We start from the raw sequence: 24,862 nt of genomic DNA on the forward strand, positions 1-24,862 counted from the left end.
CGCGGCGCGCTCCAGCCGCGCGGCCACGAGGTCCTCCACGAGACGACGCCGGAGCCGGTTCAACTCGCTGACGGGCACGAAGGGGGCGCCCGCGACGTCGATCGTCAGCTCCCCCAAGTGGAAGGGCGTGCCGCCCAGCCGCCCGATCTGGCGCGCCAACCGCACCTCGTCGAGGCCGTGCCGCGTGGCCGGTTGCAGTGGGCCGGCGCCTGTTGCCGTCACCACGACCGGACCCCGTGCACCGTCGGCCCGCGCCTTGAGCCTCAGCGGCTCGCCCACCCGTGCCACGGCCAGCACGTCGACCGGCCGCGTGTGGACGGGCGCCGCCGGATCGAGGTACGGCCGCGCCTTGGCGTCGACGGCAGCGTCGTGCGTTCGCCACAGCAGGTCGCCCACGGCCACGCGCCGCAGGTCGGCGCTGCCGCGCAGAAGCGCGACGCGGACGCAGCCCCCCGGCGCGTCCCACACTGCCGCAACGGGGCCACCCTCCTCACGCTCCTCGGGGCTGCGGCGCTGCGCCGCGTCGAAGACCACGCCGTCGCCGGGCTTCGGTCGCGGCGCGGCCTCCTCGCTCCGCACCACCACAGAGTCGCCCCTCACCTCCACGACCGTGCCAAGCAGCACCCCACGGTGCCGCGGCGCGCGGCCGACGACGACCTTCTGGTGGTCGGTGCCCTGGAGGAACCAGGGGCCCAGGCCCCGCGAGTAGACCTGCTCGAGGTCCCGCTCGTCCTCTCTCGTGAGCCGCGAGGCGCGACCCGCCGCCAGGGCGTCGAGCGCCTCCCGGTAGGCCGCCGTGGTGAGCGCCACGTAGTCTGCGCCCTTGTAGCGCCCCTCGATCTTGAGGCACGACACGCCGATCCGCGCGAGGTCGGGCACTTGGTGGAGGGCGTAGAGGTCGCCAGGGGAGAGCAGGTAGCGGTACTCCCCCAGGTCGCGTTCGGTGCCGTCGACGAGCAGCTCGTACGGCAGGCGGCAGGCCTGCGCGCACTGGCCGCGGTTGGCGCTGCGGCCGCCCCATGCCTCGCTCGAGAAGCACTGGCCCGAGTACGACACGCACAGGGCGCCGTGCACGAACACCTCGAGCTCGACGTCCGTGCTCCGTCGGACCTTCGCGATGTCGTCGAGGCTCAGTTCCCGCCCCAGCACCACGCGGCTGCAGCCGAACGAGCGCGCCAGCTCGGCGCCCTGGGCGCTCGTGATCGACATCTGCGTCGAGCCGTGCACCTCCACGTCGGGCGCGACCTCGCGCGCCATGGCGGCGGCGGCGACGTCCTGCACGATGACCGCGTCCGCGCCGGCGGCGCCGATGGCCTCGAGCGCGCGCCGGGCGTCGGCGAGCTCCGAGTCGAAGACGAGCGTGTTGAACGTCACGTAGGCGCGCACGGCGCGCGCGTGGAGCTCCATCACCGCGTCGGGCAGCTCCTCCGTGGTGAACCCGACCTTGGAGCGGGCGCTGAAGCGCGAGAGGCCGAAGTAGACGGCGTCCGCGCCCGCCTCGACCGCCGCCCGCAACTGGGGCCAGTGACCGGCGGGGCTCATGAGTTCCGGGATGGGGGCGCGTGCTGGCATGGCGAGGGCGATGCTAGCAGTAGGTGCGGCGGTGGGACGTGGCGGCGGTCGGCCTCGCCGTAAGATGACCCCGTGATCGCCGGCGCCCGCTACGCCCACACCAACCTGGTGGCCCGCGACTGGCGTGCCCTCGCGGACTTCTACGTCCGGCTCTTCGGCTGCGAGTTCGTGCCGCCCGAGCGCGACGACGCTGGCCCCGCCCTCGAGGCCGGCACGGGCGTGCCGGGCGCCGCCATGGCCGGCGTCCACCTGCGCCTGCCGGGGCACGGGCCAGGAGGGCCGACCCTCGAGATCTTCACCTACACGCCGGCGGTCGACGCTATGGCGGCCGTAGTGAACCGGCCCGGGTACGGGCACATCGCCTTCGAGGTTGCCTCGGTGGCGGACGCCCGCGAGCGCGTGCTGAGCGAGGGTGGCCGCGCGGTGGGCGACGTCGTCACGCTCGAGCGGGCCGGTGGCGCCCGGGTGACGTGGTGTTACGTCACCGACCCCGAGGGCAACGTGCTGGAGCTGCAGGCCTGGTCGTGAGCGGGCCCGCCGGCGCGCCGCGCCCGGCCGACCGCGGCCGCCCGAACCTGCGACCTGTTGTAACTTGGGGCCGCGTTGCCCTATAATCTACCTTCTGGCGCGAGGACCGGCCACGCGAGGCGGGTCCAGCGCGAAGGGTGCCCAGCAAGGGCTTGAAAGGGTGCCGTCCTGCGCGGGAGAACCAGGCGCACGAAGTCGGGCACCGGAGGTCTTAAGATGTTCGCAATCGTTGAAGCTGGCGGCAAGCAGTACCGCGTGGCCGAGGGTGACGTGCTCAAGGTCGAGAAGCTCACGGCCGAGCCGGGCGCCACCGTCGAGTTGCCCGTCCTGCTGGTGGGCGGCGAGGCCGTCAAGGTCGGCGCGCCGCACGTGGCCGGCGCCAGCGTGCAGGCCGAGGTCATCGGCCACGGCCGCGGCGACAAGATCCACATCTACAAGTTCAAGGCCAAGGCCAACTACCGCCGCCACATCGGCCACAGGCAAGAGTTCACCAGCGTGCGGATCACGAGCATCCGCGGCTGAGGCGACGAGGAGAGGGTCGACATGGCTCATAAGAAGGGCGTAGGCAGCACCCGCAACGGGCGCGACTCGAACTCGCAGCGGCTCGGCGTCAAGCGCTTCGACGGGCAGACCGTCCTGGCCGGCAACATCCTCGTGCGGCAGCGCGGCACGCGCTTCAAGCCGGGCAGGAACGTCGGCCTCGGCTCCGACTTCACGCTGTTCGCCCTGCGCGACGGCGTGGTTCGCTTCGACGACAAGGGCGCGAAGGGTCGTTTCGTCAGCATCGATGCCGCCCCCGCGGCCGTGTCGGCCGACTGACGGGACCTTCGCGCGACGACCCCGCCGGCCGCGTGCCTCGGTCGGTGAGGCGCTGTACCTGACGCGGCTCCGAGCGGAGCCGCGTTCTCTTTAGGGCGAATACGACATGGCTTTCCGAGACGTGCTCGACATCCAGGTGCAAGGGGGCAAGGGCGGCGACGGCGGCCTCTCCTTCATGCGCCTCAAGTACATCCCGAAGGGGGGCCCCGACGGCGGCCACGGCGGCCGGGGCGGCTCCGTGTACCTCCGCGCCATCGACGACCTCACGTCGCTCGACAAGCTGGTCGGTCGGGCGCAGTACCGCGCGCCCGTCGGGAAGCAGGGCGAGGGCAAGAACAAGGCAGGGCCCGGCGGCGACGACGTGTACGTCGAGGTGCCGGTTGGCACCATCGCCACGGACCTCGAGACGGGAGAGGTCGTGGCCGACCTCGTGGAGGTCGGCCAGACCGCCATCGTCGCGGCCGGCGGGTCAGGCGGCCGCGGCAACGCCACCTTCGCCACCTCCACCAGGCGGGCGCCGCGCTTCGCTGAGAAGGGCACGCCCGGCGAGGCGCGAAGGCTGCGCCTGGAACTGCGCACCATCGCCGACGTCGGCCTCGTGGGCTACCCGAACGCCGGCAAGTCGAGCCTGCTCGCGGCCCTCTCGAACTCCAGGCCGGCGATCGCCTCCTACCCGTTCACGACCCTCAGTCCCAACCTCGGGGTGGTCGAGCTGGAGCTGGAGCGCTTCACCATGGCCGACATCCCGGGCATCATTGAGGACGCTCACAAGGGGAAGGGGCTGGGGCTCGAGTTCCTGCGCCACATCTCGAGGACCCGGCTCCTCGTCTACGTGCTCGACGTCTCGGACGAGCCGAAGGCGACGTTCGACGCCCTTCGTTTCGAACTCGGCGAGTACGACCCGGAGCTGCTCGACCGCCCGGCGCTGGTACTGCTCAACAAGATGGACCTGGTGGACGCCGCCGAGCTGGCCGACCGGGAGCGCGAGCTGAGCGGCGAGGGCCTGCCGGTCGCGTGCGTGTCGGCGCTGGAGGGTCGGGGCGCCGACGCCCTCAAGGCCACCCTGTTCGCGCTCCTGCCGCCGCGGCCGAAGCCGGTCGCGGCGACGGGTCCGCGCCGGGTCAGTCACGAGCCGATAGAGGTGAGGCGCGACATGGCGGGCACCGGTTGGGTGGTGACCGGCAGCGAGCTCGAGGACGTCGTGGCGCGCTTCGACGCCGCCAACCCGGAGGCCGTCAGCTACCTGCAACACCACTTCAAGAGCTTCGGGGTCAACCAGTTGTTGAAGCGCGCCGGGGCCGCTTCCGGCGAGGAGGTGCAGATCGGGGCGGCGGTCTTCGAGTACTTCGACGACACCGCCGCCGAGACGAGCAGCCCGACCCAGACGGACGCGGAGCGTGCGGGCCGGCGTTACCTGGAGGAGACTCGGGCACGGGAGGCCGGCGCCGGCGCCGATGAGGAAGAAGGCCTGGGGGCGAGCGACGCCGCCGTCGACGCAGGACGACCCGCCGCCCGGACGGCTGCCGAGGAGGGGGCGGCCGGAACCGAGGACGACGGGTGAGGAGCGCGGGGCCGTGCTAACTTCTCCTCACGCCGCACCCTCGCGGCGCCCGCGCGGCCGGCGGCAGCCAAGGTGCGCAGGGCGCACGCCGCGGCGAAGGTGACGGAACGAGGCGGGCCGATCTGAACCCGAGCGAGCAGGACGAGACCATGACAGGGGCCGAGCAGGGGTCGGTGGCGGCGGCTCGCGCCACGCCCGACCTCGAGACGTACCGCCGCCGCGTGCGCGAGCTCGTCACGGCGGCGCGGATGGGCCACATCGAGAGGGTGACGGAGACGGCGGTGGCCATCGCCAGGGCTAATGGCCTCGATGAACGCCTGCAGCACCAGGTCGAGCTCGCCGCGGTCCTGCACGACGCCGCGCGCGACCTGCCCGACGACGAGCTCGTGCGCCTCGGGGCCCCTGCGGACGAGCTCGAACGCCGCCACCCGCTCACGCTCCACGGCCGCGCCGCCAGGAGCCTGGCGGCCACATGGGGCGTGACGGACGAGGCGGTGCTCGGCGCCATCGAGGGCCACGTGTTCGGGGTGCCGCCCACCGACGCCGTGGGCATGTGCGTCTACGTCGCCGACGTCTGCGAGCCGGGACGCGGCGTCAACGACGACCTCAGGGAGCTGGCCATGCACGACCTCCTCGCGGCCTACAGGCGCGCGGTGGTCACCAAGGTCCGTTACCTCGAGGCCGCCGGCAAGCCCGTGCACCCGGGCACGCTCGCGGTCTACCGCAGGCTGTTCGGGGAGGAGGCCCGGTGACGCGCCGCGGCGCCAGGTTGGTGGCGCTCCTGGGCATCGTCGTCGCACTCACCGGCCTCGCGGGCTACTGGCTCACCCGCGACGTGGACCGCAAGACGCTCGGCGAGGACCAACGCCGCCTGCTGGGCCTCGCCGCCGACGAGTTCCACGTCAGCTTCGTGGTGGCCGGTCGCGACATCGTGTATGGTGACGCCCCCTCCACCCCGATATACGACCGTGACGGGACGATCGTCGCCTGGGACTTCCGCGGCTACCGCGGGACCGACGGCACGAACACCGACACCATCCTCTACGTCGACATCCAGGGCGACGACATCTCGGTGATCGCGATCCCGCGCGACCTGCTGGTGAGCGAGCGGCGGAAGATCAACGAGGTCTACGCGCGCGGTGGCGCGGAGGGACTCCTGAAGCAGGTCGAGGCCGTCCTCGGCGTGCCCATCGACTACTACGTCATCATCAAGCTCGACATCTTCCAGAACCTGGTCGACGCGCTCGGCGGGGTGCGGGTCGACGTCCCTTACCCGATGGATTACGACGACAACGCCGGCCGGCTCCACATCCACTTCAAGGCCGGGCCGCAGCTCATGGACGGCAAGGCCGCCAGCGATTTCGTGCGTTACCGACACTCACTGCGGGGCGACATCGACAGGCTAGACAACGTCAAGCGGCTCGCCTACGCCATGCTCCAGCGCGTCAAGGAGCTCAACGTGCGGGCCGTCACGAAGCTGCCCGAACTGGCCGACACGTTCTTCGAGGACGTGGAGACGAACGTGAGTCCGGCCCTCGCCCGCGAGATGGCGCTCCGCGTCGGCGCCCTCGAGCTGACCACCACCGCGACCCTGCCCAACCAGGAGAGCGAGACGGTGCGGGGTGCCGTCACCTACGACCCCGCCACCGTCAACGCCTTCATGGCCGCAACGTTCGGTGGCCAGGCGCGCGAGTTCGTGAAGACGCCCGACCTCACGCTGCTGATAACGGATCATAGCGGCGTGCCCGGAGCGCTCGACTGGTACCGCGACAACCTGGTCGCGCTCGGGGTGCAGCCCGACAACCTGATCGTGCGTTCCGGCGAGGTCGACCCCACCCCCACTCGACTGCTGGCCACCCTCGACACCTGGAACGACGCGGACTACTTCGCCTCGCTGCTCAACGTCGGCAAGCAGCAGGTCGATCGCTTCGACCCTGTCCAGCGCCGGGCCGTGAAGCTCGAGCTCGTGTTGGGCAACGACGCCCTGACCCGGAGTGCCCACCGCGCCGATGAGGCCGTGGCGTTCGCCGGGCAGACCGAATGAACCCGGCGAGAGACGCCACTAGGAGCATGCCTTGAGTAGTGATGGAAAGGAAAGTCCCGCGCCGCGCCCCGCGCGCCGGCACGCCGCGCTTCCGGAGGGGGTGCAGTGCGTCGTCGACGCCCTGGACGACAAGCGCGCCGTCGACGTCGTGGTGCTCGACCTTCGCGACGTGTCGGACTCGCTCGACTGCTTCGTCGTCGCCACGGGCGAATCCAGCCTGCAGCTCAAGGCGCTGGAGGAGTCCGTACATGCGCGCCAGAAGGCCGAGGGGCGGCTTCCCCGCGGGGTCGAGGGCCCGTCCGACCGCTGGGTGCTGCTCGACTACGGGCCGGTGGTCGTGCACCTCATGAGCCCCGAGGCTCGCGACTTCTACGACCTCGAGGGGCTGTGGGCCGACGCTGAGCGCGTCGAGGTGACCCCGAACTGATGCGGGCACCCCGCGACCAGGGCGGGACCGCCGGTCCCACCGCGCCCGCGCCCACGGCGCGGCATTGGGCGGAGGCGCTCGCGCGGCGCTACCTGGAGGAGCTGGGCTTCACGCACCTCGCGAGCAACTACCGCTTGCGGGGCGGCGAACTCGACCTGGTCATGCAGGACGGCGCCACAGTCGTGGTGGTCGAGGTGAAGCAACGCAAGGACGCGCGCCACGGCCACCCCGCCGAGGCGCTGAGGCGACCCCAGTTGACGCGGCTGCGCCGCACGGCCGAGCACTTCACGGCGGTCGCGCTCGGCAGGCCGGACGCCGCCGTCCGGCTCGACCTCGTCACGGTCGTGGGAGGCGAGGACTCGCACCGGCTGGAGCACCGACCCGGCGTGAGCTGGGGCCGGGGAGCGGACGCCTGATGGCGTCGCCTGGCGCCGTTACGGACGGTGACCGGGGCGCGGCGCCCTACCTGCGCGTCAAGGTGTGCGGCATCACGCGGCCCGAAGACGCGCTGGCGGCGGAGGGCGCGGGGGTCGACGCCATCGGGCTGATCTTCGCCCCGGGCTCGAAGCGGCGGGTGAGCGCCGAACGGGCCGCCGAGGTGGTGGCCGTCCTCGGCCCCTTCGCCACGCGCGTCGGGGTGTTCGTCGACGCCGACGCCGCCGAGGTGCTCGACCTGGTGCGGGCCTTGCGACTCGACGCCGTTCAGCTGCACGGCAGCGAGACGCCGGAGTACGCGCGCCGGCTGACGAGCGAGGTGCGCGTGGTGCGGGCGCTGAGGTTCGCGCCGGGGCTGACCCCCGACGACGTCGCCACCTACCCCGCCGACGCCTTCCTGCTCGACTCCCCCCGCCCCGGTTCGGGCGTGCCGTTCGCGTGGGCGGACGCGTGGGCGTGGCGCGGCTTCGCCAGGTTGATACTGGCGGGCGGACTCGACCCGAGCAACGTCGCGCAGGCGGTCGCGACGCTGCGGCCGTACGCCGTCGACGTCGCCAGCGGGGTGGAGTCGCGCCCCGGCGTCAAGGACGGCGCCGCCATCTCGGCGTTCGTCGCCGCGGCGCGGGGGGCCGCGGACGATCGGTTCCCGGTCGGTCCCTGGCCGACGCCCGGCCAGTGGTCGGACCGCTGAGCGCCCGGTGGGCGCATCCGGCCGTTGACATCGGCCTAACCCGGTTATCCACAATCGACCCGAGTTCTCCACAGCATTGTGGAGAAGCGCCGGGCGGCTCGCGCCGCTTGTCGCGGCCGCCCGTTGGCAGCGGCACGTTCTCCGGATGTGCGTGCTGGACGGCATCTCTCTAGGGAGCCCTCGAGCGGCCACGCTCATACCAGTCGGGAGCCGCGACTGTCAAGCGCCGCCCGTTATCCACAGTCCTTGCCCTCTTCTCCACATGCTGGGTGGCGGCCCTGGGCACATGGCGCGACGGCGCAGGACGCGGCGCTAGCCCGAGTGAACGTCGTGGCGGCCCCGTGCACATGGCGCGACGCCCGCGATGTACGCTTGAGGCACGTTCACGCTCAAGCAGCACGCCGGGCCCCGGGAGGTCAACGTGAAGACGGTAACCATCAGCGACGCGCGCCGCTTCTCGCTCGACGGAGTGGAGCGGCGCCCGCTCATCGAACAGGGCGACATCACGGTGGATCTGGTGTGCTTCGAGGCAGGCCAGCGCGAGGACGTGCCGGGCCCCGGCGCAAGCATCGTCTACCAGGTGCTGGAGGGCGAGGCGCTCGTGCGCTTCGGTGGCGAGACGCACCGGCTCGGCAAGGGCAAGCTCATGACGTTGGGCGCCGGCGAGGAACACGCCCTCGAGAACGCGGGCGGCGGCCTGCTGGTGGTGCTCGCGACCAGCGCGCGGTGAGCGCGGCCCGCCGCCGCCCTCCGGGCGAGCTCGCGCGGCTCGAGTCCGGCGTGCCGCTGGAGAGCCGGCGCGAGGCGCCCTTCCACCCGAACCGGCAGGCGTGGGGCGCCTTGGCCGCGCGCCTCGTCGCCGAGCGCGCCGCCATCTGGGAAGGGGGCGGGGCGGCGGCGGTCGAGCGTCAACACGGCAAGGGGCGGCTGACCGCACGGGAACGCGTGGCGGCGCTCCTCGACGGGGGCGCACCCTTCGACGAGCTCATGACCTTCGCGGGGGAGGGGATGTACGAGGCGGAGGGCGGCGCCGCCGCCGGCGGGGTCGTCACCGGCATCGGCCGGGTGGCCGGCCAGCCGTGGATGATCGTCGCCAACGACGCCACGGTGAAGGCGGGCGCGTTCTTCCCGATAACGGCCAAGAAGGTCATCAGGGCGCAGACGATCGCCTTCGAGAACCGGATCCCCACCATCTACCTCGTGGATTCGGCGGGCGTCTACCTCCCGATGCAGGACGAGATCTTCCCGGACCAGGACGACTTCGGGCGCGTCTTCTACCTCAACGCTCGCATGAGCGCCATGGGCATCCCGCAGTTGGCCGCCATAATGGGCAACTGCGTCGCCGGCGGCGCCTACCTTCCGGTCATGTGCGACACGCTGGTGATGACGGAGGGTTCGGGCCTCTACCTGGCCGGGCCGGCCCTCGTGCGCGCCGCCATCGGCCAGGTGGCCACCAGCGAGGAGCTGGGTGGCGCCGCCATGCACGCCGAGCTGTCGGGAACGGTCGATTTCAAGGAGCCCGACGACGAGCACGCCATCTCGCGCCTAAGGCGGCTGGCCGCCACCTACTCGGAGCGGCCGCGCGCCGCCTGGGCCAGGAGCCGCCGGGAGGTCGTCGAGCCCGGCGCCGCCCCTGACGACCTGCACGGCATCCTGCCGACGGACGGCGGCACGCAGCCGTACGACGTCCGCCACGTGTTAGCCCGGCTGCTCGACGGCTCCGAACTCGACGAGTACAAGCGCGACTACGGTCAGACGCTGGTCACGGGTTGGGGCCGGCTCGGCGGCTACCCGGTCGGTGTGGTCGCGAACCAGAAGGTCGTGGTCAAGCGCGGCGGCCGGCTCCAGGTCGGGGGCGTCATCTACGCCGACGCGGCCGACAAGGCAGCGCGCTTCGTCCTCGACTGCAACCAGGCGGGCGTGCCCATACTCTTCCTGCACGACGTGAACGGCTTCATGGTGGGCCGCGAGAGCGAGGAAGAGGGCATCATCCGGCGCGGCGCCAAGCTCGTCAGCGCCGTGAGCAACAGCGTCGTCCCCCGCATCACCGTCATACTGGGCGGCTCCTACGGCGCAGGCCATTACGCCATGAGCGGCAAGGCTTACGCGCCGCGCTTCATCTTCGCGCTCCCCAGCGCGCGCTTCAGCGTCATGGGCGGTCACCAGGCCGCGAAGACCATCCTCGACATCCAGGCCGCCACGCTCGAGCGTCGGGGGGAGAAGGTCGATGACGAGGCGCTCGCCCAGCTTCACGCCAGCATCGCGGCGGACTACGACGCCGCCCTCGACATCCGCTACGGCGCCGCCAGGCTGTGGGTCGACGAGGTGATCCTCCCGTCCGAGCTGCGCGCCAGGCTCGTGCGGGCGCTCGAAGCGTGCGCCCTCGACTCCGACCCGGGACCCATGCGGCTCGGGGTGTTCCAGACCTGACCCCCGCGCGGGGCCGGCCAAGCGAGGGTGGGCGCGCGCCTAGGGGGCCCCTGGCAGGGGCCGCGTCGGCGCTACACTGCCACCGATGACCTTCGCAGTACCGCAGGCGTTTTGGCTGCTAGCCCTCCTCCCGACCGTGGTCGCCCTGCACTTCCTGCGGGCACGGCGCCGGCGGCGGGACGTGGCCGGGTTGTTCCTTTGGCGCCGGGCCCACGCCCACGTGGCGCGGAAGAGGCGCTACTCGCCCACCTGGCTGCTGGCCCTCCAGCTGTTGTTCGTGGCCGCCGCCGCCGTGGCGATGGCGGGTCCCCGCCTCGCACGGCCTGACGGCGGCTCCGTAGTGCTGGTGCTCGACGCGTCGGCCAGCATGGCCGCGCGCTCCGGTGGTGGCACGCGCCTCGACCTGGCGGTGGCGGCGGCGCGCGATCGGCTAGAGGGTCGGTCCAGGGTGGCGCTGGTCCGGGCCGGCGCGGCGCCGCGCCTGCTCGCGCCCCTCGACGCCACCCGCGCCGATCTCTTGGCCGCACTGAGCGAGGTGCGCGCGTTCGACGCCCGCGAGGACCTGCTCGGCGCCGTCGATCTCGGCCGCAGCCTCCTCCCTGGCGCGCCCGTGGTCGTGTTCACGGACCACCGGGCCGAGCTGGGCCGCGCCGAGGTGGTGGTCGTCGGTGAGGCCGTCGACAACCTCGGCATCAGCGCCTTCGACGTGGGCGTGGGTCAGGCGTTCGTGGCCGTCGTCGCCAGCGGGTCGCGGCCGGCGGAGGCCGTCGTAGGACTGTTCGACGCCGGCAAGGAGGTGGCGCGCACCACGGTCCTCGTTCCCGCCGGCGGCAGCGGTAGCGCCACCTTCCCGCTGCTCGACGAGCTCGGCGGCCCCACGGGAGTGCTCGAGGCGCGCATCTTGGCGCCGGGGCCGGACGCGCTCGACCTCGACGACCGCGCCTTCGCCGGACGCCGAGAGCTGGCGGTCGTCACCGACGACCTCTACGCCCCGCTCGTGCGGGCGTTGCAGGCGGCGCCCGGCGTGGCGCTGTACGGCGCCGCGGACGCCACCCGCCGCGTGGCCGATCTGCGCGTGGTCACGCGCGCCTTGGATGATGGCGACGTCGACTCCCTACCAGCCGGCGATTACCTCCTGTTCCAGCCGCCCGCGCGCGCTCCCGAGTACCACGTCGTGCGAGATCAGGACCGCGTGGCTCCCCTCATGCGCTTCGTCGAGCTGGAGTCCGCCGTCGTGGGCCTCGACCCGGCCCGTGAAGGGTGGCGCGACCTGGACGGTTGGCAGGTGTTGGCGCGCGCGGAAGACCTCACCCCGCTCTTGCGCCTTCGCCGCACGCCCTCCGGCTCCGTCCTGCAGTTCGCGTTCCATCCGAGCCAATCCGACCTGGTGCTGCGCCCGGCCTTCCCGGCCCTGCTGGCGAACTGGCTCGCCCTGCTGGGCGAGACGCCGCGCCTGTCGCTGGGCGACACCCTGCCCGGTTGGACCGGGCCGGCGCGCGCGCCCGGTGTCTACGACCTCGCCACCGGGAACCGAGTGACCGACGCCGGACAGGTTGCGCCGGGCGAGGGCGCGCAGGGCGAGGGCGCGCCTGGCGGCGGTGCGCCCGGGAGCCGCGGGGCCGCGCGGGGCGCCACCGGCGGCCCGGCGCCCGCGCTCCGCTCCGAGCCGGTGGCGCTGGCGTCGCTCCTCTCCGCGCCCGAGAGCAGCCTGGGCGGCCCGGCCCCCACCCAACCGGGCGAGGGCCGACCGCGGGCCGCGGCTAGCCCCGCCGCGGCCGCCGCAGGCGGTACGGCGGAGGGCCTCGCCGGCAACTCGCTCACACCGCTCGCCCTGGCCCTGCTGAGCTTGGCGGGCCTCGCCCTGATCGTCGAGTGGTGGCTGTACGCCTGGCGGCGCGGCGGCGGGTTGGTAGGCTGGCGTTCGTGACGAGGATCGACTTCGGACTGCCTTTCGTCACGCTGCTGATACTCTGCGCCGGGCTCTTCACGCTCAACAGCGCCGCCCCCAGTGGCGAGTTCATGCGCCAGGTCGCGTTCCTCGGCGCCGGGGCGGTGGTAGTCGGCGCCACGGCGTGGGCGGGGAAGAACAGGGTGGTGCGCCTGACCCCGTACCTCTACGGCGCCAGCCTGGCGCTGCTGGTGCTCACCTACTTCATGGGCACGGAGGTGAACGGCGCCAAGTCGTGGCTGTACCTGGGCCCGCTACCCGGCTTCCAGCCGTCGGAGCTGGCCAAGCTCGCCCTGATCCTCACGCTGGCGGTGACCCTCCACGAACGACCGATCAGGCGCCTGGTCGACTACCTGCGGGTCGCGCTCGTGGCCTTGCCCCCCATCGGGTTGGTGCTGGTCGAGCCCGACCTCGGGAGCGCGCTGGTGCTCGTGGCCATCACGGCAGGGGTAGTGCTCGTGCGCGGGGTCCCGTGGCGCCACCTCGTCCTGATCGTGCTGCTCGTGGGGGTGGCAGTGCCCACGGTGGTGCTACCCAACCTCAAGCCTCACCAGGTCGAGCGCCTCGTGTCGTTCGTCGACCCGTACCGCGACCCGCAAGGCACCGGCTACCAGGTCATCCAGTCGACCATCGCCGTCGGCTCCGGCGGGCTGCTCGGCAAGGGGTACAAGGCGGGCACGCAGTCGCAGCTCGGCTTCATCCCGTTCAGGCAGACCGACTTCATCTTCCCGGTGCTGGCGGAGGAGGGAGGCTTCGTGGCTTCGGTGGCCCTGCTGCTCCTCTACGGTCTCCTGTTCTGGCGCATGCTCGCCATGGCGGCGGAGTGTCCGTTCGAGCGCGACCAGCTCCTCATCACCGGCGTGGTCGTGCTCGTGGGTTTCCAGGTGCTCGTCAACATCGGCGTCACGTTGGGCGTCGCGCCGGTGACCGGCATCACGTTGCCGCTCGTCTCCTACGGTGGCACGAGCCTGGTCAGCACCCTGACGGCCCTCGCCCTAACGTGGGTGGTGTACCGGGACCGTTACGCGGAGTGGTGAGGCGCGGCCCCGCTACCCTGCGCGGCCGCGGGTTCTGATAACTTCGCGGGCATGGAGACCGACAAGCGAGTGACCACACCCGGCGCGGCGGAAGAGGGTGGCAGCCCCGAGTTGCGGCAGCAGGTCCTGGACGCCCTCAAGGTCGTGCACGATCCCGAGATCCCCATCAACATCGTCGACCTGGGCCTCGTCTACGATCTAGACATCGACGGGGCCGGCAACGTCAGCATCGAGATGACGTTGACGAGCATGGGGTGTCCCGTGCAAGACCTCATCCAGGCCGACGCCGAGATGGCCGCCATGAAGGTCGACGGCGTCAACTCGGTCAGCGTCGAGTTCGTGTGGTCGCCGCCGTGGAGCACGGCCAAGATGACCGACGACGGCAAGAAGCAGATGCGCATGTTCGGCTTCAACGTCTGAGTCACTTGGTCCGCGCCCCGGCGGCCCACGGCCGGCGCGGTCCCGCGGCGGCCTGACCGGTAGACTTGCGCATGCGGTTCTGGGTGCAGAAGCGTGAGGAGGACCCCCGCGGCCGTCAGTGGGAGGCGGTGGCGGCCGAGCTCGGGTTCGCGCCGGCGCCCGACCTCGCGGAGCGGCTGACCGAGCAGTTCGACCTCGGCGGCGGCCAGCTGGCGCCCATCTACCGGCGCGCAGACGACGGCCCGCCGCAGATCGTCGCGTTCGAGCACGTCGTGACGCGCGCAGGCCCGTTGGGCCGCGTGGTGACGTGGCGCACGGGCGTGGTCGTCCGGGCGCAGGAACCGCACGCGCCGGTGCCGCTCCGCGCCAGCGCCAAGCGCCACGTCGTCCTCGAGGGGCTCACGGCCGGTCGTTCCGGCGCGGAGCGCCTCGACTGTTCGGAGGATCCGAGCTTCGACGCTACCGTCAGCGTCTTCGCGCGCGAGGGCCTTGAGGCGGGGCCGCTCCTGACGGCGCCCGTGCGGTCGGCGCTCAGGCGGCTCCTGTCCAGCACGGACGAGGAGCTGTCGCGCGGGTCGCGGGGGGCGAGGGAGCGGATCCCGCGCCACGGGACCGGTCCGGCGCCGAGCGTGGCCATCGGGCCGCGCAACCTCTACCTGCTCCTCGAGGGGGAGAACCCGTTCCCCCTCCAGGCGCTGGGCGGCGCGATCGTCGACCTGCTCAGCCTGCAGGCGGCGTTGACGGCGGCCACCAGGCGCGGCGGCGCCCGCTGAACGACCCGCGGACGACGTCAATCTCGGTGGTACGGGTGGCCGGCGCGCACGGTCTCCGCCCGGTAGAGCTGTTCCAGTAGCACGAGCCTCGCCAGGTCGTGGGGCAGCGTCAGGGGCGAGAGGCTCCACGCCTCGTCCACGGCGCCGCGCAGCGCCTCGCCGTGGCCCTCCGCGCCTCCGATCAGCAGGGTGAGCATGCTCACGCCGCGGCCCTCCAGGCGACTCAGGTGGTCGGCCAGCGCGGCGGTGGTGAAGGCGCTCCCGCGCTCGTCGAGTACGACGCCGCGCCCATGCACCTGCGCCAGGAGAGCCCTGCCCTCCAGCTCGCGCGACTCGACGGCGCTGCGCGCGCTGGCGTCCTTCACCTCCACGACCTCGCAGGCGGCGAGGTGGGAGAGACGTGCCAGGAAGTGCCGGCAGCCGTCTCGGTAGAAGGCCTCCTTCAGCTTCCCGACGGCGACGACCCTGTAACGCACCGGTGCTCAGCCGTCGCCGGTGCGGGCAGGAGAGGCGGGGTCGATGGGCTCCGCGACCGCCCCGCCCGGGCCCTCCTCCGTGAGCACGGCCAGCTTGCCGCGGAGCTCCGCCTGGCGCGAGGGCCTCAGGCCGCTCGCGGCGAGGGCGGCGGCGAGCCGGTCCGGGTCGATGGCGGCCCGCACGATCTCGAGTTCGGAGCGGGAGAACGCTCGGCCGGCCAGCTCGTGCTCCTCGAAGGCGGCGTAGGCGAGGGGCGCCACGGCGCGCGCGGCGCGCGCCATGACGTCGCCGTAGACGCGGATCTCGTACTGGGCGTGCCAATCGAGCCGCAGCCGCAGGAAGTGGAACAGGTTGTTGAGGTCTATCTGCCAGTACATCTCCGTGTAGAGGCTCAAGGGGAGGTTGACGCGCGCCAGCTCGCGCGCGATGTCGTCCTCGAGCAGGCCCTCGTACTCCCCGTACGTCCGCCGCTGCCCCTCGCTCAGGACGGCGACGACGCGGTCTCTTAGGTCGGCGGGCACGTCCCGCGCGTCGCCGCCCTGCTTGTTGCGCTTGTCCTGGAGCCTGACCTCGGCCGGGCGCGGGACGTAGAACTCGTCCTTCATCACCGAGTAGCGGCCGCTGATCTCGTTCAGGCGGGCCGTGCGGTGGCGCACCCACTGCCGGGCCACGAATATGGGCATCTTGACGTGGAAGGTGAGTATCACCTGCTCGAACGGGCTGGTGTGGCGGTTGCGCAGCAGGTAGTCGATCAGGGCGCCGTCCTCGCGCACGGTCCTGGTGCCCTCGCCGTAAGACACGCGGGCGGCCTGGACGATGCGGGCGTCGCCGCCCAGGTAGTCGACCAGCCTCACGAAGCCGTGGTCGAGGACGGGGACCTCGACGTCGAGGAGCGCGTCCGCTGCGGGCACCGAGATCCGAGCCATGGGGAGGAGGATAGCAGGGCCCGGCCACGGGGTCCCGTTCTCATTAGAACGGCATGAGTGACGGGGTTCACGTGGGGCAGATTTGCCCGTCTGCAAGCAGAGTATCGCTTCTCACCCAGGATTCATGCGCCTTGACATCCCCGCGCGGAACGTGGTCTAATCCCCTTGGACCTGTGTCGTCCGTGGCCGCATGGGAAGGAGGTGCTACCTTTTGAACCGGCCAGGGAAGCGCAGGAACCCAGTGTACGACGCGGTTCCCAGACGCCAAACCGAAGAGGAAACTCGGACACTCTCGGCGAAGGTGCCTCTGGGCCATGAAGTGCGCTGCGAAAGGCAGACTTCACAGAGTTCAAGGGGTATCAACACATGAAGAAGCTACTCATCACGCTCCTGGCGGCGGCCTTCGCCAGCGGAGCCTTCGCTCAGTCGACGTTCCCGGACATCCCGGCGAACCACTGGGCCGGCGACGCTGTCGACCGCATCGCCGACCTCGGCATCGTCATCGGCTTCCCCGACGGCACCTTCCGCGGCAACGAAGCCTTCACTCGTTACCAGGCCGCCCTCGTGGTCAGCCGCTTGCTCGACGTTATCAACGACAACGTCAACTCGGCCCTAGCGCTCACGCAGGCCGACGTCGACTCGCTGCGTAACGCCGTGCAGGAACTCGCTTCCGACGTGGCCGCCCAGGGCGTGCGGCTGTCCGCCGCCGAGAGCGCCATCGCCGGCCTCTCCGACGACGTGACCGCCAACACCGCTCGCATCGACGACCTCGAAGCCGCCGTCGCGGCCGGAACGGGCAACGTCGACCCGGCGGTCCTCCGCGATCTGCAGAACCAGATCGCCTCGCAGCGTGTCGCCCTCGACACGGCCCAGGCCCAGGCCGAAGCCGCTGCCGCGCGCGCCGACGCCGCCTACAGCCTGGCCAACCAGGCCAACACCCTCGGCCGCCAGAACGCCGACGACATCGCCGCCATCAACCGCGTCCTTCAGCTTCTCCAGGCTGACGTCGCCGGTCTGAAGAGCAGCGCCGGCGCAGCTCCCGCGGCCCCCACCGTCGACCTCGCGCCCCTCCAGTCGGCCATCGAGCGCAACCGCTCCGATATCGCCAACATCCGCGAGTTCGTCATCCTCCTCCGCAGCAGCCAGGTCGCCCTCCGCGACCGCGTCTCCGCGCTGGAGGCCTCCGACGCCGCCCAGAACGCCGCCATCGCCGACCTCCAGGGTCGCGTCACGGCGCTCGAAGAGAACCCGCTCGGGATCTCGGGCAGCATCTCGGTCAAGTACTTCGTCGGCCGCGTCATCGGTGACGCCTTCGACGTCGACCGCGCCTACGGCCTCAACGCCGACCGCAGCATGGGAGCCTCCGTGTTCTCCTCCGGCGCCACCGAACTCGATGGCGACAAGAAGGGCAGCAAGGGCTACCAGACTGGCGTCGGCGAAGTGGCGCAGGACCGCGCCGACATCCAGCACAAGCCGGGCAACGCCACGGCCACGCTGAGCCTCACCTTCGCGACCACCTTCGGCTTCGACGGTCAGGGCAGCCCCAACAAGCTCAACAGCTTCAGTGGCGTGCTCAGCATCGCGATGGACGACCTGTCGATCACCGCGCCGCTGCCCGCCGGTGGCCAGGCGCTCCCCTGGTTCGAGGTCCGCAAGTTCATGACGACCTTCGAGCCCATCGGCGCCACGCCGCTCACCTTCTCGTTCGGCACGAACGTCGAGACGAGCTTCACGCCGTACGTCGTCGGCACCGATGATCCTGGCTTCGTGGCCACGATCGGCGCCCCCGACTTCCTGGCGTTCCTCGACCCGGGCATCACCGCCGTGTACGTCAGCCGTAACGACAGCACCGACCCGAACTTCAACCAGGAGTGGTACGGCAACTACCTGCGCGGCCTCCGCGTCACGGTCAGCCCGCTCGACGGCCTGACCCTGGGCGGCAGCTTCGCGCAGTACGCCGAGCGCGCCGGCGACAAGGACGACTACCTCGCCGACAACGCCCAGCTCACGGTCTGGGGCGTCGACGGTAGCCTCGCCCTCAGCATCTTCGACCTCGGGTTCGAGTGGGCCAACGGCTCCGGTGGCGCGACCGCCGAGTCCGTGCTCTACGCCACGCTCGACGTCGACACCTCCGGCCTGCCGATCCTCTCGAGCCTCGGCGCCAACTACCGCAACATCAGCGACCAGTGGACGGCCAACGGCTACGACCTCGGTGCCGACGCCAGCGCCTTCCCCTTCGCTGAGGACCAGAACGGCTTCGGCGTGAACGCCGGCCTCAGCCTGTTCATCGTCGACCTCGACGCGTACTTCGACTCGTACGGCGTCGCCAGCGGCGACAGCGTCATGGCCTTCGGCGTCGACGCCACCGCCAACCTGTTCGCGGGCTTCAGCCTCGGCGGCTGGTACCACCAGGCCTCCGTCAACGGCACCACGGTCGACGACGTCAAGACCGGCGTCGACGCGGCCGAAGCCGTCGTCGTGGCCAACATGGACCGCGACAACAACTGGAACACCGGCTTCGGCGTCACGCTCAAGCATGACGGCAAGGCCGACAACGCCCTCATCAAGGGCCTGAACATCGCGGCCGGCTACTCGCAGGTCGAGGCCGACTTCAGCAAGACCACGCTGTACGTCGACGCGGACTACGCGCTCAACGTCTCCATCGTCTCGCTGACCCCGTACGTGGGCTACAAGATGGTGAACGACGCCGACGCCGGCACCGACGACACGACCACCCTCAAGGTGGGCGCTGGCCTGTCGACCACGCCGCTCGACGTCTACACCAAGCCGAGCCTCCTCGGTGCGGTCAACTACCGCACGACCAGCCACTCCGATGCCGCCGTGTACACGGCGAGCGAACTGCAGTGGAGCGTTGGGCTCGTCCTGAACGAGTTCATCTTCGACCACAGCAAGCTCACCGCCAAGTACGCCAGCTGGACGGGCACCAACGTCTCCAACTCGACCGTGCGCGAGCCGCTCGACACGGCGACCAACATCTCCGCTGGTGACGCCAACGGCACCGGCACGCAGTCCGTCACGGGCTACGAGCTGATCTGGAACTACTACGACCTCGAGTTCGCCTACGGCGTCTACACCAACGACAACAACGGTGTCGGCGCTTCGGCTCAGGCCTTCCAGATCAAGTACACCGTCACCTTCTAAGCAAGGGACGAGCCCGACCCTAGGGTCGGAACGAGAACGAAGCAGGGGCCCCGCCACGGCGGGGCCCCTGCCTTATTCGAGGGCGTGGAGGGACGGGGGCCTTCTCCCCTCAGCCGACGACGGGCATCGCGCCGGCCGCGACGCTGATGACGTACTCGCAGGCGGGAGCCAACGCCTCGCCGTCGGCATGACCCGGCCTGCCGCTCCGCCACGCAATCCGCACGTCCCTGCCCCGGTGGAGCGCCACCGCGGGATCGGTCAGGTGACTGCCCCGCATCACCTTCGGCAACACCCGCAGGGTGCCGAGGCGCGACAGGCGCCGGGCGATCAGGACGTCGAGCTGCCCGTCGTCGTTGCGGGCCTCTGGCGCGAAGAGGAAGCTCCCGCCGGCGCGCGGCCCGTTCTGCGCCCCGATCAACAGGGCGGGCCCAACGTGCACCCGGCGCCCGTCCACCCAGACCTCGGCGGTCGGGCAATCCAGGACCGCCAGCGCAGTGACGACAGAGTAGAGGTAACCGGCCAGGCCCGGCAGGAACCTGGGCGACCGCCGGACGCGAGCGGCCACCTCGGCGTCGAAGCCCGTGCCGACGCCGTTGATGAACGGCTCGCCGTTGACGAAACCGACGTCGACGCGCCGGCGCGCCCCGCCGACCAGGCGCTCCAGCGCCCCGGCCAGGTCGTGCCGGGCGATGCCCAGCCCGAAGGCGAAGTCGTCGCCCGACCCCAGCGGCAAGACGGCGAGGGCGCGGCCCCGCGTAGGGTCGTTGGGCGCTCCCCGCTGCAGGAGGCCCTTCGCTACCTCGTGAACCGTCCCGTCACCGCCGAGCGCCACCACGGTCGCGCCCGGCGGCGTGGCGGCGGCCAACTCGGTCGCGTGACCCGGCCGCTCGGTGGAGTGGAGCATGTAGGGCACGGCGCGGCCGTCGAGGAACGCCAGCGCCTGCGTGAGGGCACGCCGCGCCCGGCCCTTGCCCGCCACGGGGTTGAAGACGAGATGCAACACGCTCGTCGCCGATTGTATCCGGCCGGGGCGGTAGACTCGCGCATGCTCGCGATGGCGCAACTCTTCGACGTGACCCGACTACCGGCCGAGCTCGCGAACCTGCTCGACGTCGAGCTGCCGTGGGAGGCGCTGGCGCGCCTCGACGCCTACTGCGCCGCCGGGCGTGACGGCAGGGCGGGCAGCGTGCACCCCACCGCCATCGTGGAGGGCCCGCTCGTGATCGAGCCGGGGGCGGAGGTCGGCCCGTTCGCCTACCTCACCGGGCCCGTTGTGATGTTCGCCGGCGCCAAGGTCGGTCACGGCGCCTACCTGCGGGGCCCGGTGGTGTTGGGGCCCGACGCGCACGTCGGCCACGCCACGGAGGTCAAGCGCTCCGTCTTCCTGGCCGGCGCCAAGGCGCCGCACTTCAACTACGTGGGTGACAGCGTGCTTGGCAGCGGCGTCAACCTCGGCGCCGGCGTCAAGCTCGCCAACTTCAAGACCTTCGGCGACGAGGTCAAGGTGGGCGGACGCGGCACCGGGCTGCGCAAGCTCGGCGCCATCCTCGGTGACGGCGTGAGCATCGGCTGCAACGCCGTCACGGCGCCCGGGACCGTGATAGGCGCGCGCACGATCGTGTACCACGGCGCCACCGTCCGCGGGATCGTCCCGCCCGACAGCGTCGTGAAGCTCAGGCCCGACCTGGAGACGACCCAGCGCCGATGAGGCCGTGTCGCCACGACCTCGCCGCGAGGTGGCGGCGCTGATCCCCCTCCGCGACCGCAACCCCAGGCGCTCCTGGCCCCTCGTGACGCTCGGGATAGCGCTGGTGAACGTCGTCGTCTTCGCCTACCAGGCCTCGCTCGAGGGTCGCCCCGCCGCGGCGCTCTACGTCTTCGAGCACGGCTTCGTGCCTGCCAGGTTCGCCGTCGACCCCGCCGGCGCGGTCGTGACGCTCCTGACCTACGCGTTCTTGCACGGGAGCCTGCTGCACCTGCTCGGGAACATGGTCTTCCTGGCGGTCTTCGCCGACAACGTGGAGGACCGCCTTGGCAGGTGGCGCTTCCTCGCCTTCTACCTGCTGGGCGGGGCCGTGGCGGGCGCTGCGCAGGGGCTGCTCGGCGGGGAGCCGAAGGTGCCGCTCATCGGCGCCTCGGGAGCGATCGGCGCCTGCCTCGGAGCCTACATCCGCCTCTTCCCGCGGCAGTCCGTGCAGGCGCTCATCCCCGTGTTGATCGGTCCGTGGCTCGTCGTGCGGCTGTTCTCCCGTCAACGACCGTGGTTCGCCCCGTGGCTGCCCGCCTGGCTGTTCCTCGGCTACTGGGCGCTCGTCCAGGCGAGCGAGGTGCTGGGATCCAACTTCGGCGAGGCCGACGGCGTGGCGTGGTGGGCTCACGTCGGCGGCTTCGCCTTCGGGACCCTGGCGGTGAAGGCGTTCGCCCGCCGCGACGGGCGGGCGAACGAGTTCTACACGGGGTGAAGGCGGCGGCCGCCCGGGCCGACCGCGCGGCGGCGGGGCGTCAGCCGGCCGGTTCGATCAGGCCGTAGTCGCCGTCGTCGCGCAGGTAGATGACGCTCACCAGGTCCGTCTCCACGTTGCGGAAGAGGAAGAATTCGTGCCCCAGCGCCTCCATCTGGATGGCGGCGTCCTCGGGCGCCATGGGCCTCAGGACGTGGCGCTTGACGCGCGCCACGCGGGGCGGCTGGTACTCGGCCGGTTCCTCGACGGGAGGCGCGATGGTCTCGCCGCGCTGCGCGAGCAGGCGCCCCTTGAAGCGCTTCAGCTGGCGCTCGATCTTGGCGACGACCAGGTCGACCGCGGCGTAGGTGTCGAGGGCGCGCTCCTCGGCGCGCACGATGCCGCCGGCGACGTTGACCTGCACCTCGACCTTGGCGGGGTTCGCGGCGTTCTCGGACGTGTCGTAGCTCATGATCACGCTGGCGTCGACGATCTGATCGGAGTACCGGTCGAGCTTGGCTAGCTTGTCCTCAGCGTACTGGCGCATGGCGTCGGTGACCTCGATGTTCCGACCGATCAGCTTGTAGATGTTCATCTAGCTCCCTTCGGGCGAACACGCTGCCTGCAGGCTGCCGTCCCAGGCGTGGCCGGGGACCCGGGTCGTGACCGGGACGCCGGTAGTGCCAGGGGTTGCCGCGACCCACCGCGCCCGGAGCACCAGCTTACCATCAGGTGCCCGGCCGCCAGAACCCACGTTCGTCCCGTCGGGGCGCGTGTAGGCCGCGATTTATCGCGCCCTGGGCGGCGATGCTAGACTCGCGGCAGTGGCAGACCTACCGGCGACAACGGGTGACCGCGGCGCTCCGCTCGGGCGGAAGCCCGGTACCGATGGTGCGCGCGGTCGCCCCGGCGGTGCCGGCGGCGGCTCGGTGAGGCGCTGCGCCGCCGGGTCCGCCATCGAGATCCTGCAGGAGAAGTGGGTCCTGCACATCGTGCACGCCCTCCTCGCCGGACCTAAGGGGTTCAACGAGCTCGGGCGCGAGGTGGGCGGCTGCAACCCGACCACGCTGGCGCACCGACTGGCGCGGCTCGAGGGCGTGGGCGTGATCCACCGCGAGGTGCTGGCCGACGAGTCCGCCAACGCCGGCCTGCCGCGCTGCAGCTACGAACTGACGGAATCGGGTCACGAGCTCGAGATGGTGATCGCGGCCATCCGCGAGTGGGCGATCGCTCACCTCGAGCCGGGCGCCGACTGAGCACTCGCACCCTGGCCGGCCCACGCGGGTGGAGCGGCGCCCACGAGGGCGTCGCGGCGCCCCGCTGCCGGCGTTAGGGCTTGTTCCGCCCGCCGGGCAGCTGCCTCTTCAAGCGGTCGATCGTGGCCCTCAGCTCGTGGTTCTCGAGCCTAAGGGCGTGGTTCTCACGCTCCAACGCCTCGGCGTCGAGGTGCTGCCTGGGGCGCGAGCCGCTTCCGCCCGCGGGTGGCGGGGGGACCGCCGCCGGGCCGGTCGGCGCCGAGCCGCTCGCCGACCCCGCGCCTGGGGCAGCGCGCGGCCCGGCAGCGGCGGCGCCCCGCGCGGCGTCGTCGGCCAGCACCTCGAGGGCCTCGTCAAGCAGCACCGTGCTGCGCAACGCCCGCGCGCTCGCCTTGCCCTCCTGACCGTGCGTGAGCATCAGCCTCAGCGCGCGCTCCTTGAGGTTCTTGTCGCCGAGCGGGCGGGGGAGCAGCAGGTCGGCGTTACTCTCCTCGGCGCGCAGCCGCAGGCTCCTCGACAGCCCCGAACCCGCGTCGGGGTCGGCGGTGACGATGACCGGCACGTCCGCGAGGCGCGCCACCCGCTTGAGGCGCGAGGTGAGCGCCAGGCCGTCCAGGTCGGGCAGGTCGGTCGCAACTATCACGAGGTCGGGCGTGGCGTTACGCAGGTACTCGAGGGCGGCGCGCGCCGTGGTGTGCTCCTGGATGCGCATGCGCGGATCGCTCAGTAGCAGGTCGATGAGCTGACGCTGCGAGTCGTCGGGCTCGATGACGAGGATGTCGAAGGCGTCGCTCATGTCGCTCCTGCCGACGTGCGCTGGTCAACCGCGTTGGACCGGCAGGTTGGCCATGAGGATCACGCGGTCGCCCTGCTGCTCCACCTTGACGTCGAGGTCGCCATCGTCCGACGGGAAGTACTTCTTGATGACGGTGACGAGCTCGCGCTTGAGTGCGTCCATGCTGCCGGGGCTGATCTTCGCGCGGTCGTACGAGAGCACCAGCTTGAGGCGCTCCTTGAGCTCGTCCTTGCTCTTGCGGCGGCCGAACAGGTTGCCGAACATCAACCCGCCCCGAAGAGGCGCCTGAGGCTCGCGAGGAAGCCGCTCGGTTGGTCGAACGACGGGTAGGCGACCTCGTCGCCCCGGATCCGCTTGGCGATGTCGCGGAACGCCGCGCCGGCGGCGAGCTTGGGGCCCTCCTCGAGCGCGGCGGGGTTCCCGACGTTGGTGGAGACGAGGATGCGTTCGTCCTCGGGAACGATGCCGATGAGCTTGACGCCCAGGATCTCGAGGACGTCGTTCACCTCGAGCATGTCGCCGCGCTTGACCATGTCGGGGCGCAGCCGGTTGACGATGAGGCGCACCTCGGGGATCTCGCGCGCCTCCAGCAGCCCGATGATCCTGTCGGCGTCGCGGACGCTCGAGACCTCGGGGTTGACGACGACGAGCGCGCCGGTGGCGGCGCTGGCGGCCGTCTGGAAGCCCGACTCGATGCCGGCGGGGCTGTCGATGAGCACGCGGTCGAACCCCTCGTCCTCCAGGAGCGCCCTGACGGTCTCCTTCATGCGCGACTCCGATAGGGCCGACTTGTCGCGCGTCTGGGACGTGGCCAGCAGGTGCAGCGTGTCCACCCGCTTGTCGCGGATGACCGCCTGCCTGAGCTTGCAGCGCCCCTCGAAGACGTCGATCAGGTCGTAGACGACCCTGCCCTCGAGGCCCATGACCACGTCGAGGTTGCGTAGGCCGACGTCGGTGTCGACGACGCAGACCTTCTCGCCCAAGCGCGCCAGCGCCGCTCCGACGTTGGCGGTGGTGGTGGTCTTGCCGACTCCGCCCTTCCCGGACGTCACCACGATTGCTTTGGCGTTCACAGTCTTACTCCTCCTGAGGGGCTGCTAGGCTGCGTGGAGCATACCA

At 71.5% G+C, this 24,862-nt stretch carries 26 protein-coding genes and 1 pseudogene (1 of these 27 running past the window's edge); 19 read left to right on the top strand and 8 right to left on the bottom strand.

The window, feature by feature from the left end:
• Positions 1-1,542: pseudogene (locus tag H3C53_03520) on the bottom strand (U32 family peptidase); it reaches 1,011 nt to the left of the window's first position.
• 102 nt (positions 1,543-1,644) lie between these two features.
• Here H3C53_03520 and H3C53_03525 point away from each other — a divergent pair.
• From H3C53_03525 to H3C53_03595, 15 genes are all read left to right on the top strand, one after another.
• Positions 1,645-2,100, top strand: coding sequence for a VOC family protein (locus H3C53_03525; GenBank protein ID MBW7915745.1), 456 nt, complete (start codon positions 1,645-1,647; stop codon positions 2,098-2,100).
• 216 nt (positions 2,101-2,316) lie between these two features.
• Positions 2,317-2,622 (top strand): 50S ribosomal protein L21, encoded by a 306-nt coding sequence (gene rplU / locus H3C53_03530; protein ID MBW7915746.1) that lies wholly within the window; start codon positions 2,317-2,319, stop codon positions 2,620-2,622.
• A 21-nt stretch (positions 2,623-2,643) separates the two neighbouring features.
• Positions 2,644-2,919: a 50S ribosomal protein L27 gene (rpmA, locus tag H3C53_03535; GenBank protein ID MBW7915747.1), complete on the top strand. Its 276-nt coding sequence runs from the start codon at positions 2,644-2,646 to the stop codon at positions 2,917-2,919.
• 106 nt (positions 2,920-3,025) lie between these two features.
• Complete coding sequence (gene obgE, locus H3C53_03540) at positions 3,026-4,480, top strand: GTPase ObgE (protein ID MBW7915748.1); 1,455 nt, start codon at positions 3,026-3,028, stop codon at positions 4,478-4,480.
• A 149-nt stretch (positions 4,481-4,629) separates the two neighbouring features.
• Positions 4,630-5,232 carry a bis(5'-nucleosyl)-tetraphosphatase (symmetrical) YqeK gene (gene yqeK / locus H3C53_03545; protein ID MBW7915749.1) on the top strand — a complete coding sequence of 201 codons (603 nt, stop codon included), beginning with the start codon at positions 4,630-4,632 and terminating at the stop codon, positions 5,230-5,232.
• Positions 5,229-6,524 (top strand): LCP family protein, encoded by a 1,296-nt coding sequence (locus H3C53_03550; GenBank protein ID MBW7915750.1) that lies wholly within the window; start codon positions 5,229-5,231, stop codon positions 6,522-6,524. The genes yqeK and H3C53_03550 overlap by 4 nt, the downstream gene beginning before the upstream one ends.
• A 100-nt stretch (positions 6,525-6,624) precedes the next feature.
• A complete protein-coding gene (gene rsfS, locus H3C53_03555) occupies positions 6,625-6,951 on the top strand; it encodes a ribosome silencing factor (GenBank protein MBW7915751.1) in 327 nt (108 codons plus the stop codon).
• Positions 6,951-7,367: a YraN family protein gene (locus H3C53_03560; GenBank protein MBW7915752.1), complete on the top strand. Its 417-nt coding sequence runs from the start codon at positions 6,951-6,953 to the stop codon at positions 7,365-7,367. The genes rsfS and H3C53_03560 overlap by 1 nt, the downstream gene beginning before the upstream one ends.
• The gene (locus H3C53_03565; protein MBW7915753.1) at positions 7,367-8,077 is read left to right on the top strand and encodes a phosphoribosylanthranilate isomerase; all 711 of its coding nucleotides are present in this window, start codon (positions 7,367-7,369) and stop codon (positions 8,075-8,077) included. The genes H3C53_03560 and H3C53_03565 overlap by 1 nt, the downstream gene beginning before the upstream one ends.
• Before the next feature lie 421 nt (positions 8,078-8,498).
• On the top strand, positions 8,499-8,807 hold the full coding sequence (locus H3C53_03570; GenBank protein MBW7915754.1) for a cupin domain-containing protein: 309 nt from the start codon (positions 8,499-8,501) through the stop codon (positions 8,805-8,807).
• 50 nt (positions 8,808-8,857) lie between these two features.
• A complete protein-coding gene (locus H3C53_03575; GenBank protein MBW7915755.1) occupies positions 8,858-10,507 on the top strand; it encodes an acyl-CoA carboxylase subunit beta in 1,650 nt (549 codons plus the stop codon).
• A gap of 85 nt (positions 10,508-10,592) precedes the next feature.
• On the top strand, positions 10,593-12,434 hold the full coding sequence (locus tag H3C53_03580) for a BatA domain-containing protein (GenBank protein ID MBW7915756.1): 1,842 nt from the start codon (positions 10,593-10,595) through the stop codon (positions 12,432-12,434).
• Entirely contained in the window at positions 12,422-13,492 is a 1,071-nt protein-coding gene (rodA, locus tag H3C53_03585) for a rod shape-determining protein RodA (protein MBW7915757.1), read from the top strand. The genes H3C53_03580 and rodA overlap by 13 nt, the downstream gene beginning before the upstream one ends.
• Before the next feature lie 51 nt (positions 13,493-13,543).
• Complete coding sequence (locus H3C53_03590; protein MBW7915758.1) at positions 13,544-13,912, top strand: DUF59 domain-containing protein; 369 nt, start codon at positions 13,544-13,546, stop codon at positions 13,910-13,912.
• Positions 13,913-13,983: 71 nt separating this feature from the next.
• Entirely contained in the window at positions 13,984-14,685 is a 702-nt protein-coding gene (locus tag H3C53_03595) for a hypothetical protein (GenBank protein ID MBW7915759.1), read from the top strand.
• A gap of 17 nt (positions 14,686-14,702) precedes the next feature.
• Here the strand turns inward: H3C53_03595 and H3C53_03600 are convergent, their stop codons facing one another.
• Complete coding sequence (locus H3C53_03600) at positions 14,703-15,161, bottom strand: 23S rRNA (pseudouridine(1915)-N(3))-methyltransferase RlmH (protein MBW7915760.1); 459 nt, start codon at positions 15,159-15,161, stop codon at positions 14,703-14,705.
• Positions 15,162-15,167: 6 nt separating this feature from the next.
• Positions 15,168-16,088: an FAD-dependent thymidylate synthase gene (locus tag H3C53_03605; protein MBW7915761.1), complete on the bottom strand. Its 921-nt coding sequence runs from the start codon at positions 16,086-16,088 to the stop codon at positions 15,168-15,170.
• A gap of 366 nt (positions 16,089-16,454) precedes the next feature.
• Here H3C53_03605 and H3C53_03610 point away from each other — a divergent pair, with 366 nt between their 5' ends.
• On the top strand, positions 16,455-19,250 hold the full coding sequence (locus tag H3C53_03610; protein ID MBW7915762.1) for an S-layer homology domain-containing protein: 2,796 nt from the start codon (positions 16,455-16,457) through the stop codon (positions 19,248-19,250).
• Between the two features lie 109 nt (positions 19,251-19,359).
• On the opposite strand, the gene H3C53_03615 is transcribed toward H3C53_03610, so the two are convergent.
• Positions 19,360-20,253, bottom strand: coding sequence for a diacylglycerol kinase family lipid kinase (locus H3C53_03615; GenBank protein MBW7915763.1), 894 nt, complete (start codon positions 20,251-20,253; stop codon positions 19,360-19,362).
• A gap of 42 nt (positions 20,254-20,295) precedes the next feature.
• Between H3C53_03615 and H3C53_03620 the strand changes: the two genes are divergently transcribed.
• Positions 20,296-20,958: a glucose-1-phosphate thymidylyltransferase gene (locus H3C53_03620; protein MBW7915764.1), complete on the top strand. Its 663-nt coding sequence runs from the start codon at positions 20,296-20,298 to the stop codon at positions 20,956-20,958.
• Between the two features lie 37 nt (positions 20,959-20,995).
• On the top strand, positions 20,996-21,712 hold the full coding sequence (locus H3C53_03625) for a rhomboid family intramembrane serine protease (protein MBW7915765.1): 717 nt from the start codon (positions 20,996-20,998) through the stop codon (positions 21,710-21,712).
• Positions 21,713-21,752: 40 nt separating this feature from the next.
• Here the strand turns inward: H3C53_03625 and raiA are convergent, their stop codons facing one another.
• Positions 21,753-22,286, bottom strand: coding sequence for a ribosome-associated translation inhibitor RaiA (gene raiA / locus H3C53_03630; protein ID MBW7915766.1), 534 nt, complete (start codon positions 22,284-22,286; stop codon positions 21,753-21,755).
• Between the two features lie 334 nt (positions 22,287-22,620).
• Between raiA and H3C53_03635 the strand changes: the two genes are divergently transcribed.
• Positions 22,621-22,947, top strand: a complete 327-nt coding sequence (locus tag H3C53_03635; protein ID MBW7915767.1) for a helix-turn-helix transcriptional regulator — start codon at positions 22,621-22,623, stop codon at positions 22,945-22,947.
• A gap of 73 nt (positions 22,948-23,020) precedes the next feature.
• Here H3C53_03635 and H3C53_03640 read toward each other — a convergent pair whose 3' ends face one another.
• Genes H3C53_03640 through minD form a run of 3 tightly spaced genes read right to left on the bottom strand, consistent with a single transcriptional unit; the run spans position 23,021 to position 24,816 of the window.
• The gene (locus H3C53_03640; GenBank protein MBW7915768.1) at positions 23,021-23,743 is read right to left on the bottom strand and encodes a response regulator; all 723 of its coding nucleotides are present in this window, start codon (positions 23,741-23,743) and stop codon (positions 23,021-23,023) included.
• A 24-nt stretch (positions 23,744-23,767) separates the two neighbouring features.
• Positions 23,768-24,007 carry a cell division topological specificity factor MinE gene (gene minE / locus H3C53_03645; protein ID MBW7915769.1) on the bottom strand — a complete coding sequence of 80 codons (240 nt, stop codon included), beginning with the start codon at positions 24,005-24,007 and terminating at the stop codon, positions 23,768-23,770.
• Positions 24,007-24,816 (bottom strand): septum site-determining protein MinD, encoded by an 810-nt coding sequence (gene minD, locus H3C53_03650; GenBank protein ID MBW7915770.1) that lies wholly within the window; start codon positions 24,814-24,816, stop codon positions 24,007-24,009. The genes minE and minD overlap by 1 nt, the downstream gene beginning before the upstream one ends.
• Positions 24,817-24,862 lie beyond the last annotated feature (46 nt).

The organism is Trueperaceae bacterium (assembly GCA_019454765.1).
Lineage (GTDB): Bacteria > Deinococcota > Deinococci > Deinococcales > Trueperaceae > JAAYYF01.

Bases quoted from the DNA above. Each gene is read 5' to 3' on its own strand.
- rplU (MBW7915746.1), top strand. From the start codon at position 2,317: ATGTTCGCAATCGTTGAAGCTGGCGGCAAGCAGTACCGCGTGGCCGAG.
- obgE (MBW7915748.1), top strand. From the start codon at position 3,026: ATGGCTTTCCGAGACGTGCTCGACATCCAGGTGCAAGGGGGCAAGGGC.
- H3C53_03610 (MBW7915762.1), top strand. From the start codon at position 16,455: ATGAAGAAGCTACTCATCACGCTCCTGGCGGCGGCCTTCGCCAGCGGA.
- H3C53_03580 (MBW7915756.1), top strand. From the start codon at position 10,593: ATGACCTTCGCAGTACCGCAGGCGTTTTGGCTGCTAGCCCTCCTCCCG.
- H3C53_03640 (MBW7915768.1), bottom strand. From the start codon at position 23,743: ATGAGCGACGCCTTCGACATCCTCGTCATCGAGCCCGACGACTCGCAG.
- H3C53_03590 (MBW7915758.1), top strand. From the start codon at position 13,544: ATGGAGACCGACAAGCGAGTGACCACACCCGGCGCGGCGGAAGAGGGT.
- H3C53_03605 (MBW7915761.1), bottom strand. From the start codon at position 16,088: ATGGCTCGGATCTCGGTGCCCGCAGCGGACGCGCTCCTCGACGTCGAG.
- yqeK (MBW7915749.1), top strand. From the start codon at position 4,630: ATGACAGGGGCCGAGCAGGGGTCGGTGGCGGCGGCTCGCGCCACGCCC.
- H3C53_03620 (MBW7915764.1), top strand. From the start codon at position 20,296: ATGCTCGCGATGGCGCAACTCTTCGACGTGACCCGACTACCGGCCGAG.
- rpmA (MBW7915747.1), top strand. From the start codon at position 2,644: ATGGCTCATAAGAAGGGCGTAGGCAGCACCCGCAACGGGCGCGACTCG.
- H3C53_03565 (MBW7915753.1), top strand. From the start codon at position 7,367: ATGGCGTCGCCTGGCGCCGTTACGGACGGTGACCGGGGCGCGGCGCCC.
- raiA (MBW7915766.1), bottom strand. From the start codon at position 22,286: ATGAACATCTACAAGCTGATCGGTCGGAACATCGAGGTCACCGACGCC.
- H3C53_03595 (MBW7915759.1), top strand. From the start codon at position 13,984: ATGCGGTTCTGGGTGCAGAAGCGTGAGGAGGACCCCCGCGGCCGTCAG.
- H3C53_03560 (MBW7915752.1), top strand. From the start codon at position 6,951: ATGCGGGCACCCCGCGACCAGGGCGGGACCGCCGGTCCCACCGCGCCC.
- minE (MBW7915769.1), bottom strand. From the start codon at position 24,007: ATGTTCGGCAACCTGTTCGGCCGCCGCAAGAGCAAGGACGAGCTCAAG.